This is a genomic window from Gilliamella sp. wkB108 (assembly GCF_001690195.1).
In the GTDB taxonomy this organism is placed as follows: domain Bacteria; phylum Pseudomonadota; class Gammaproteobacteria; order Enterobacterales; family Orbaceae; genus Gilliamella; species Gilliamella apicola_L.
In genome coordinates, this window is record NZ_LZGM01000125.1 from 1 (window position 1) to 10,998 (window position 10,998).

Below are 10,998 nucleotides of genomic sequence, written 5' to 3' on the forward strand. Positions count from 1 at the left end.
TTTTAATTAAGATATTTTCCAGAATAGATATAAATTTTATATAATTATTTTGAGTTATTTCTACATCTTCAAAATCAATAGTAAAATTTCGCTCCAAAAGAGTGTCTATAACCGACCAAATATCAGATAAGAATTTTTCTGCAACATTGAAATAACTTTCTTCGTCACCTATTTCTATATAGTTTTGCAATTCTTTTTCTATATCACCTAATACATTTATGGCTGGTTTAGATGCCCCCGAACCAATCAAAAAATTAATATTTGCAGATTGAAATATGCGTTGAAAATATTCTTTTTCATTTTCATCATATTTTTTAAACTCTCTTAATATCGCCACAAATATTTATTCCTATTCCAAATATCGATTTAATATATAATACAAAATATACAATCAATAAGCATATTTATTTGTAAATTAAGTATGCTTTAGCAAGTCTTTAAATTACCCTAAATAAGAAGAATTTTACTAAACTCTGTGGCATAAAAATCAAGTTAATACCCTTTAGCTTTTCTCTACAACACCAACTCCGTCCCCCGATATTGCAAATCAGGATTTTTGATCCACTGTTGAGCATCAATAATCGCTAGCTCTCGGGCATTTTGTTGTTTGGTGATGTCCAGAACGTGATTGGCGGCGTTGGCGGCTAGTTCAAAGGCGGTTAATTGGGATTGTCCATTAACTAAATGCGCGGTAAACAGACTACAAATTAAATCCCCCACCCCCAATGGACGGTGCGGAAAGTCATACTGTTGATGAATTCGATCGCTTTCAGTTAGAAAACATCATCGAAATATGTCAAAAAAGTGCTAATTTATTCGAAGTTAGTCGACAGCTTACCGTTTTTAAAATCAAAAACAACGTAGTAACGATGTGATTACTTAAAAAATATTAGGCATTGAAAATAATATCAGTAACAAATTAATTTTCAATAATACGTAATAATCGTTCAGCTATTTTGCTACTGTCTGTATTTAAATCAATTGTTCTAATGTAGATAGGATGTTGTTCAAATTGGTAACTAAAGTTATATTCCGCGTCAATTGTTGGGTAAAGTAAAATACCAGTTGTTGTATGCGTCTTTTGGTGATCAGTATTACTACGTTGATTAATTAAATAGCTAAACAATTGATAGATATTATGAGAATGAACTTTTTCCTTTGCATAATGTTTTGCAAGAGTCTGTTGATAGAATTTTGTATCAATAATAATGCGCTTAATTGGATTATCTAATGTAATATCGGTATACATGCTCGGTAGATAATCTTGTGAATCACCAATCAATTGCCAAGAAATTTTTTTGCTACCTACACTATATTGATTTTGCTCCTTACAATAGAAATTACGAACAAAGTTTTCAAAAAGATAAGCCATCTTACGTTCATCACGGGTGAAATCAACAAAGGTTAGCTCTCCTCCATTTTCTGAAGGTAGTAGGTTTTCATACAAAATCTGACAAATATTAATGATAAAACCATAAATTTGATTATTACGGTGAAGAGTAACTTGTTTAAATATTCTAAGGTTTAATTTTATGGGTGAGATAACAGGCAAACGTCTGATCGTAGCTTTAACATCTCTTTTTAAACCTGTATCTAGTTCATTTAATTTTAAAAGATTGTGTAGTGTAGTGATTAAGATTTGGTTGGAAAGAATATTTACTGAATAATCATCAAACACACAAATGGTTTTTTGCTTGTGAATTAAATTTTTTTTAACAGTTTCACTTAAAGAAAATTTACCTTTAATCCCAGCAATTTCACACTGATGAGCAATATAATCTTGCTCAAGGCATCGCTTTAATAAAATAGAAGTTGCATTTACTAACACCTTGGCAAACAATGAAGGTAAATTAGTAATATCCCTTACATCAACCTTGACTCGCTCTGCTTCCTCTAACTTATTCCAAGCATAGCTTAGCAGGAAATAAATATTTTGAATTGGAATGCTCATATTATTTATAAGATCTCAATTTCTGTATCCAACTACTAACTTTGCCCATATCATCAAACCATAACTCTTCTAACAATGGGGTTAATTCAAAATCGACAATATCTTGCCACCATTTATCTTCCAGATAGTCGTCGGAAATAACAGAGCAATGGCAAAAATAACTATGTCCAATCATAAATCCTTTACCCAAATTAGGGTCTTTTTCAATAATATTATTAAGTTCTGTCAATTGCTCAATAATATGTTCTGCTAATAATTCAGATACATTATGGGTTATTAGATAATCTCTAAATTGTTCATCATAAAGCGGAAATAATGAAATAAAAGCAAAACGACGACGTAGTGCATAATCGACTATAGCTAAAGAACGATCAGCGGTATTCATTGTGCCAATAATGAATAAATTTTCAGGTACAAAAAAACGCTCCTCGCTGGTTTCTGAATAAGTTAAAGCTAAACTATATTTACTTCCTCGTTTACTGGGTTCAATTAGCATCATTAATTCACCAAAAATTTTACTCAAATTCCCCCGATTGATTTCATCAATAATGAAAACATAATTTTTATTAGGATGAGCAATAGCCCTTTGGCAAAAATCATAAAAGATGCCATTCTTTAGTTCAAATGAAGCATTACCATTATTTGTAGTAATAGGGCGTAAACCTTGAATAAAATCTTCATAATTATAAGACTGGTGAAACTGAATCATTTCAATACAGCGATCATCCTCCTCCTGCATAATTTGATAAGCCAATTTTTTTGCCAGAAAAGTTTTACCTACTCCTGGTGGTCCTTGTAGAATTATATTTTTTTTATTTTGTAGAAGCGACACTATATGTTTGAACTGCTCTGGTGGCATAAACGGTTTATCCGGATCCTGTTCAAAGTAATATTTTTTACATTCTTTTTGCGTTTCGGTTAATGTTTCAATATTTTTATCATCAATGATACTACGGATAATTTCAAATTCTTCCGAGCTTAAATTAAATAAACTTCCCTGATTATTAATAAACACTTCACAATTTTGTAACGGTTGAATGTTTTTTAAATCATTCCAATGAACTGGGTATTCAATCGATTCTTTAATTTTAAATTCAATACATTCTTTACCATCATCTCTAGCATGAAGTCCTCTAGTAATTTCAAGAATCGCTTTGATTTGCTTAACCGGAGAACTTTCATAGCCAATTACCAAATCACCCGGTTTGACCATTTCAAAATACTTATATACCCGCCGTTTATTATTTAATTCATTATGAGTAGTATAAGTTTGAGTATCATCTTCATTGAATTCACTAATTTTCCATATTTTTGGTTTAGCATTTAGCCACCAATAATTGGGCAGATCTTCAGATGCCATTAATTCATCGTTATCAGCAACAGATTCATTAACAATTGGAACAGCACTCTCAACCAATAAACCTTCCTCTTCAAATGATTCTTTTAATTCAGGATAACGTAAGACATATTGGCTCAAAATAAACATTTCAGTTTTCACAGTTGTAAAGACAGGTATACTAAATAATGATTTGTAGTTAGATAGTGAGCCAGACTCATATTCGAAAGGTTTTGTTGTTAACCATCTTATTTGCAAACGGTGGTTATAACCATCAGCGCTTTCTTGATAATAATAAGGTGACTTAACCACTGCAATAGCCAAGCAAGTGTTTTTACCTTTATTCATAAAAATAATATCGCCCACATTAACATTCTTAAATAACCATAAACTCTTTGTCTCATTCGATGGGCTATTTGCTGGCAGGTTTGAAGCTAGATTTAATTGCTCTTTCGTTTGATATTGAGTCAAATCGCCGATAGGTAAATGGCTATAATTAAGCGCGATGAAATCATTATCTCGGAACATTTGCCAATCACTTGCCTGCTCACCGGGTGCGCATTTAAAAAAGTTTCGTAACTGTTTGTTAAAATTTAAAATTTCAGATCTTAAATTACATAATTTTCTATATGCTTGATGATAAGAATTGACTGGCATCAACAAATTAGTTTTAGTCTCTTTAAGTTTACATCCCGCGACTCGTCCTACTTCAGGCTCTGCTTTTATATTAAGAAAAAACTGGTAAGCTTCCTTATGGCTATTTTTTTGTATTGGATAAATGGCAATCCAACAACGTGTATCTCCAAAACTATTTGGCCCTAAAAAATCATAATAGGTCACTGTATAATCGGGTAAATTAAGATCCTTAATCAGTTGATTACTGATATCCGCTAGATAACATCGGATTTGTTTTTTTATTTCACCACGGTAAAAGAAAGGATAAAGAACTTTCCAATTCTCCCTCCAATTAGCGAAAATATCACGTCCTTTGAGTGATAAATTTTTTAGTTGTTGCAAAAAATTTTCAGGTAAATCACTAAAATAATTTGTATTACGAGTTCGAATTTGCTCTTTAATATCTTCAATCAACTGTGCTGTAATGGTTTCATTATCTAACAATATTTTTTTAGCAATAGTTGCACGTAATAAGTTAACCGGCTGTAACCGAGTATATGAATCGCCATATTCTTTATACACATCACGGATAATAGAACTGGGTAAATTATTCAGTTGGTTAAAAAGTTCTTGTCCATGATCCACGTAGCTTTGGTATTTTTTTGCCACTTGTACAATATACTGAAACTTTTGTTCCATCATTTCATTTTCCCTCCATCTACTCATTAATTTCTTTAATTTACGGCTATAGTCTTACTCTATTTGGATTTTTAAATAAATCTTCAGCTAATGAATCTTACCAGTAATTAAACTTGAGTTCTCAGCAACTATTGCCTAGGTGGCTCTCCGCCAGTTTGAATAGATTGCGTTAGATTATTTATCTTTTTCACAACTACATTAATCCGTTGTTTAAATTTTATCAACATCAGCAACTAATTGAAACGTATTGTTCAACTCTATCCTACAACACCAACTCCGTTCCCCGATACCGCAAATCAGGTTGTTTGATCCACTGTTGAGCGTCAATAATCGCTAGTTCTCGGGCATTTTGTTGTTTGGTGATGTCGAGGACGTGATTGGCAGCGTTGGCGGCTAGTTCAAAGGCGGTTAACTGGGATTGCCCATTAACTAAATGCGCGGTAAACAGACTACAAATTAAATCCCCCACGCCCAATGGACGGTGTGGAAAGTCATACAATGGTCGAGCCAGATGATAGCTTTGCGATGGCGTGGCTAATATCATTTCAAATAACTCAGTTGTTTTACCAGCATGCAGTAGATTTTTAACTAATATGGCTTGAATCGGCTGGTTTTGCAGTATCTTTATGGCTTTAAGCACATCGTTAAAAGTCTTGATTTCAAGATTTGATAATATTTGCAATTCTAATAAATTGGGAGTGATGTAGTCAGCCTGTTTGATCGCTTGTTTAGTGAAAAAATCAATAATATTTTGCGGTAGTGAACTGCCTTTATTGATGTCGCCGCCCATAACCGGATCGCAAACATAAATAGCATTAGGATTATAATATTTAATCTTTTTTACTGCTTCAAGGATCTCTTCACCTTGTTCGGCAAGGCCAATATACCCCGAAATAATGGCGTCAATGGATGACAATACGCCAATTTTTTCTAAACTATTGACGATTCGGGTGATTTGCTGAGCGCCCAGCACAATGCCATCATAATCCGGATACACGGTATTACTTGATAACTGTACGGTATGGATCGGCATCACTTCGACACCTTGTAATTGCATCGCCAGTGTCGAGACTTTATTACCAGCATAACCATAAACAACATTCGATTGAATGGATAAAACGGTTTTCATATAGTTGCCTTATTACTCATCATAATAGTGATAGTGACTTAAAAGATAGATGCAGATAATCGATATCAGTGCTAAACCACAATAAAACAAGGCCAACGGCAACCAAAAAGTTTGGTATGCAAAAATAATATAGCCACCGATCATTGGGATTAGGCTACCAAAAATCGCCGCACAGCCCTGATAACTCATTGACAGCCCTGTATAACGCATTCGGGTAGGGAAAATTCGGCTTAAATATCCCGCTATCACGCCATAAAAGCCACTGTAACAGATCACATTTAATGAAATACCAATAATAAAACTGGCTTTTGTGCCTTGCTGAATAATCGGGAATAATAAAAATACCGATGCCATCGCCAAGATAGCAGAACAAATTAAAAAGCGCGTTGCCGAGTATTTTTCAGCAAAATAGGAGATAAAAGGTTGTGCAACAAAATGGACAATGGCTATCCAAAATAGCGCATCAACAATCATGCCTTTCTCAACACCCAATGCCAGCGTGGTATAACCTATCATTAAAGTATTGGAAAAAATCCCACTAAATGACAGCACATTGGCACCAATCGATAAAATTAATAGTGGTGTGGCTTGCTTAAAGACTTCAATAATTGGGGCGGATTCTTGCTTTAAGTTTGCTTGCTGTTTGCATGATTCAACAAAAACAGGCGATTCGGTTAAGGTCACTCTGGCAATAATACCAATAATTAACAAAATAAAACTGGCTAAAAAAGGAATACGCCAATAGCCACTATTAATTAGCTCCGCAATAGGTAAACGAATAATATAAGAAAAAACCAGTAAGGCTAAAATATTCCCAGCTGGGCTGCCCCATTGGGCAAACGATGAAAAGAAATTTTTCAAGCCTTTTGGCGCATGTTCATTAGCCATCAAGACAGCACCGCCCCACTCACCACCAACAGCAACACCTTGCAAAATACGCAAAGCTACCAATAATATGGGCGCGAGTATGCCCGCTTCTTGGTAAGACGGTAATAATCCCACACAGGTTGTAGCAATCCCCATTAACAGCAAGGTAATAATCAGCGATTTTTTACGCCCCAAACGGTCACCAATATGACCAAATAACAAGGCGCCAAAAGGACGCGATAAAAAACCAACCGCAAAGGTAGCAAAAGCCCCTAAAATTTGCACGAATTCATTATCCGCAGGGAAAAAAAGTTGCCCAAAAATCAATACCGATGCCAACGCATAGATATAAAAATCATACCACTCAATGGTGGTACCAATAAAAGCAGCAAAAGCCACTTTTTTAGCCGATGAATTAGACATAAACAAACCTTGGTTAAACCAATAAGTATTCTATGTTAGAAATGGATATGAAACTAACATAAAGCTATTAACATCACAATTTGTTAACTGAAAAGAGATGAAAAATTATATAAAAAGAATTTGGTTATACTGCGTCTTTTTGCAAAACCAACTTAATCTATAATAACACTAAGTATTTAAACAGTAATCAACTAAACTGCATCATTCAGTTATTTTGAAATGCAATATAATGAATCACCACATCAAACAGCGTTTTTGTTAATTGGTTGGAATGAATTTATATACTATAAAATGGAATTTAATAAACCTTCATTTAACAAATTTAATTCATCAATCGTGATCGGTTTGGGGTTTATCTGCCATAACTTAGCGTCGAAACATTGTCCTTGCCCATCGGTAATGGATTGAAAGTGATGGGTTAAGGTGTCAGTAAAATTCCCTTTATTATCCAGTAAGTTCATTGAATAATCACAATAATGGTTAGGCCCAGCATTTAAACAACGCATTGCAGTTAGATATCCATTTATGCAATCAAGATTTAGCATACCTTAATCTCCATCAATATCGAGGATTGCTCCCCGATAAATTTTAGCCTTTTACACACACCACTTGCCGTAATTGATGCATGATCTCGACCAGTTCATTTTGCGCAGCCATAACGGCATCAATATCTTTATATGCCATTGGGATTTCGTCAATCACGTTGGCATCTTTACGGCATTCAACATGCGCAGTGGCTTTGATTTGATCTTCAACAGTAAATTGTTTTTTCGCTGCGGTTCGGCTCATCACACGCCCGGCACCGTGCGAACAAGAGCAGAAACTTTCTTCATTACCCAGTCCGCGCACAATAAAACTTTTAGCGCCCATTGAACCAGGAATAATCCCTAATTCCCCTTTACGCGCTGATACCGCACCTTTTCGGGTGATAAAAACATTATGCCCAAAGTGATGTTCTTTTTGCACATAGTTATGGTGGCAGTTTACTGCTTGCAAATGAGTTTCAAATGGCACATCAATGACACTACGTAGTGCATTAATAGTGTTGTACATCATTGCTTCACGGTTTAAACGCGCAAACTCTTGCGCCCAATTCACCGCCATAAGGTAATCATTAAAATGCTCGGTTCCTTCAACAAAGTAGGCTAAATCTTTACTTGGCAAATAAGTATCAATAAAGTATTTTTCCATCTCTTGTTTCGCGGTTTTAATGAAAAATTCCCCAATAGCATTACCAATTCCGCGCGATCCACTATGTAACATGATCCATACCATTTGATTTTCATCTAAACAGATTTCAATAAAATGGTTTCCGGTTCCTAATGTACCTAAGTGACGGTAGTTATTAGTATTTAAAAACCGCGGATATTTTTCAGTTAATTTTTCAAAACCCGGTAAAAGTTGTTGCCAATATTGCTCAACAATTGAAGGCGGATTTTGCCAGCTACCTTTATCACGGCTCGAACCTTTTGGACTTAAGCCATTTGGTACTGCTTTTTCAATCGCTAAGCGTAATGGTGCCAGATTTTGTGGTAACTCATTAGCCGTTAATGAAGTTTGTACTGCCATCATACCACATCCAATATCCACCCCAACCGCAGCAGGGATAATGGCGCCAATAGTTGGAATCACACTACCAATAGTTGAACCTTTACCAACATGAACATCGGGCATAACTGCAATATGACTAAAAATAAAAGGCAACTGCGCTGTTTTTAATAATTGCTCTTTAGCTTCAGGCTCTACCGGCACACCTTTAGTCCACATTTTTACCGGTAATGAATTTTCGGTTTTTAATACTTCATACTGAATCATTTTTATTTTCCTTTTTAATCCCGTGCAGATTTAATCTACACGGGTTGTTATTTCTATTTTGCTTGAATATTTACTAGACCATGTAACACTTGATCTAGTCCACCCACTACCGAGATTTTATCGATACGTTCAGCGATACGTTCTAAGGTTTCCATCTCTTTTAAACGTAATGCGACTGGGTTATTTTCCATCACTTTGGCGGTGTTCAATAATGAGCGCGTAGCGGATGTTTCTTCCCGACGGCGAATCACATTTGCTTGAGCTGATTTTTCAGCTTCAACAACTTGCGATAAGATTGCTTTCATATCGCCTGGTAAAATAATATCTTTTACGCCAAGTGACACCGTTTCTAAACCAAAGCCTTGTAAACGTTCTTTAATATGTTTGGTCACCACTTCATCGATGATATTTTTATTCTCCAATAACTCATCAAGTGTCCGTGTACCAATGGCTTCACGTAATCCAAACTGTAATTCACGATATAATAACTCCGCTGGACATGCCGTTTTTTCAAAGGCGGTTAATACGTTAGTATAGTGCCAGTTGGCGACTAAGTTTATCCGTAAGCTTACTTTATCTTTGGTTAAGATCTCTTGTCCTGCAACGTCTAATGCTTGTAGCCGAGTATCGACTATATCAACCGATATTTCACGGTTAAAACGCCAATAGGCAGTAATTCCAGCGGTTAATAGTTGCTCAATGTGACCATTCACTTTTAATACACCAACATGGTAAGCAGGTACTTGGGCAATCAATATACTGTTATCACCAACCACTTCTTTTTGGCGTAATTTTGGTTGTAGTAACTGTTGAACAATCTCACCACTTAACGTATAACCTTGATTTAAATCAACCGTAACCATATGTTGTTTATGGCTATTTTGCCAATAAAGGCGTTTAGTTCCTGGTGACAATATTTCGACCAATAGATCGTTTTCATAACGTAGACCAGCCTGATTGGCGCCAACTTCCATCTGTAAACAAAACTGTGTCAGTTGTTCTGGTATACGCTGTTCAATCGCATCAGCAATACGCTCATCAATGTGGTTTTCCCGTAAGTTAAATTTACCTAATACAATAGTATGTTTAAATTGGCAATAACCGACTATCGATTCTGGTGCAATAATTTGTATCAATTGATTATCCACAAATAAGGTACCAATTTGCTCATGTATAAAATAATGTAGTATCAATTTTTCAATATTTACAATAGCGTTATTACTATTTTTAGCTTCTATCAATTCTTGCGCGATATCAGTTGGCAATGCATAACCATGTTGTAGAGCCACTTTTTTGATCGCGTGCGCTTTGTAACTTTTCCAATATAGGCATTTAGTGGCCGGTAAAATCACTTCCACCAACTTTTGTTCTTCATAACGTAAGGCAATTTCGTTTTCTGTTACAACCACTAAATAGCAATGTTGGTTAATGATTTCCGGATAGAAGTTGATTAACTGTTCGGCCATATTAACTTCAATTTTTGGCGTCGCTAAGTTTATCAATTGGTAACCAATAGTATTTAATGGATTAAATATTCGATGTATACCCGCGGTTAATACTTTTTCAATTTCATTATTTTTATACAGTACCGCGATCTCATTTTTTTTAACTTTAATTGTTTTTAACATTTTGCTTTTCCTTTCTAGCACAATCAGCAACCGTATTTAGCACAATTGAAACGGGCTAAGTAACGAAATCGTAGGGGGAAGGTTAAAAGCAATAAGACAAATAACGCAACGCTTATTGGTATTTAACATTCTGCCTATAATCCAGTTTTTTTACCTTGCTAAATATAAATAACTTAACAAGTTAACCGGTTTAAACTGGTGGATAAGTTTGAAGTGCGACTGCTTTTACTCTTCACTTATCCAACACGGTCACTGACTGTGTTTATTACTACTTTTTGTATTTAGGTTTTGAAACAGGACTCGAACCTGTTACCAATCGAGTGATAATCGATTGCTCTAACCAAATGAGCTATTCAAAAATTTGCTTTTACACAGCAACCTAATCACACGTTAAGGCATACATGTTGATAATCTTCAGAACTTTTATCCTTATGATAAATTCATAAAGTATTCGCTATGCACCTTGCTGTTATAAAAAACAGCGTCTGTTTGCTTAGGTATAATAAATATTGCGAAAAGCGTGCCAATAAATAAA

The 10,998-nt window shown here is 35.0% G+C and carries 8 protein-coding genes, 1 tRNA gene and 1 pseudogene; all 10 read right to left on the bottom strand.

Translation table 11 applies throughout. The features are described 5' to 3' along the window. Nucleotides 1-337: pseudogene (locus tag A9G11_RS13775) on the bottom strand (SIR2 family protein); the annotation flags it as partial. A gap of 176 nt (nt 338-513) precedes the next feature. Next, the gene (locus tag A9G11_RS13780) at nt 514-720 is read right to left on the bottom strand and encodes a hypothetical protein (RefSeq protein WP_065620152.1); all 207 of its coding nucleotides are present in this window, start codon (nt 718-720) and stop codon (nt 514-516) included. Nucleotides 721-919: 199 nt separating this feature from the next. Further along, nucleotides 920-1,951 carry a 5-methylcytosine restriction system specificity protein McrC gene (locus A9G11_RS13785; protein ID WP_081298589.1) on the bottom strand — a complete coding sequence of 344 codons (1,032 nt, stop codon included), beginning with the start codon at nt 1,949-1,951 and terminating at the stop codon, nt 920-922. A gap of 1 nt (nt 1,952) precedes the next feature. Further along, nucleotides 1,953-4,604, bottom strand: a complete 2,652-nt coding sequence (locus A9G11_RS13790; protein ID WP_065620153.1) for an AAA family ATPase — start codon at nt 4,602-4,604, stop codon at nt 1,953-1,955. 259 nt (nt 4,605-4,863) lie between these two features. Continuing rightward, on the bottom strand, nt 4,864-5,730 hold the full coding sequence (gene pdxY, locus A9G11_RS13795) for a pyridoxal kinase PdxY (RefSeq protein WP_065620154.1): 867 nt from the start codon (nt 5,728-5,730) through the stop codon (nt 4,864-4,866). 12 nt (nt 5,731-5,742) lie between these two features. Then, nucleotides 5,743-7,020: an MFS transporter gene (locus tag A9G11_RS13800; RefSeq protein WP_065620155.1), complete on the bottom strand. Its 1,278-nt coding sequence runs from the start codon at nt 7,018-7,020 to the stop codon at nt 5,743-5,745. 284 nt (nt 7,021-7,304) lie between these two features. Beyond that, nucleotides 7,305-7,565 (bottom strand): hypothetical protein, encoded by a 261-nt coding sequence (locus A9G11_RS13805; RefSeq protein ID WP_065620156.1) that lies wholly within the window; start codon nt 7,563-7,565, stop codon nt 7,305-7,307. Nucleotides 7,566-7,608: 43 nt separating this feature from the next. Then, on the bottom strand, nt 7,609-8,835 hold the full coding sequence (locus A9G11_RS13810) for an RtcB family protein (RefSeq protein WP_065620157.1): 1,227 nt from the start codon (nt 8,833-8,835) through the stop codon (nt 7,609-7,611). 53 nt (nt 8,836-8,888) lie between these two features. Continuing rightward, nucleotides 8,889-10,028: a slipin family protein gene (locus A9G11_RS14655; RefSeq protein WP_442902995.1), complete on the bottom strand. Its 1,140-nt coding sequence runs from the start codon at nt 10,026-10,028 to the stop codon at nt 8,889-8,891. 720 nt (nt 10,029-10,748) lie between these two features. Continuing rightward, a tRNA-Asp gene (locus tag A9G11_RS13820) sits at nt 10,749-10,822 on the bottom strand. Nucleotides 10,823-10,998 lie beyond the last annotated feature (176 nt).

Bases quoted from the DNA above. Each gene is read 5' to 3' on its own strand.
- A9G11_RS13805 (WP_065620156.1), bottom strand. From the start codon at position 7,565: ATGCTAAATCTTGATTGCATAAATGGATATCTAACTGCAATGCGTTGT.
- A9G11_RS13810 (WP_065620157.1), bottom strand. From the start codon at position 8,835: ATGATTCAGTATGAAGTATTAAAAACCGAAAATTCATTACCGGTAAAA.
- A9G11_RS13790 (WP_065620153.1), bottom strand. From the start codon at position 4,604: ATGATGGAACAAAAGTTTCAGTATATTGTACAAGTGGCAAAAAAATAC.
- A9G11_RS13800 (WP_065620155.1), bottom strand. From the start codon at position 7,020: ATGTCTAATTCATCGGCTAAAAAAGTGGCTTTTGCTGCTTTTATTGGT.
- pdxY (WP_065620154.1), bottom strand. From the start codon at position 5,730: ATGAAAACCGTTTTATCCATTCAATCGAATGTTGTTTATGGTTATGCT.
- A9G11_RS13785 (WP_081298589.1), bottom strand. From the start codon at position 1,951: ATGAGCATTCCAATTCAAAATATTTATTTCCTGCTAAGCTATGCTTGG.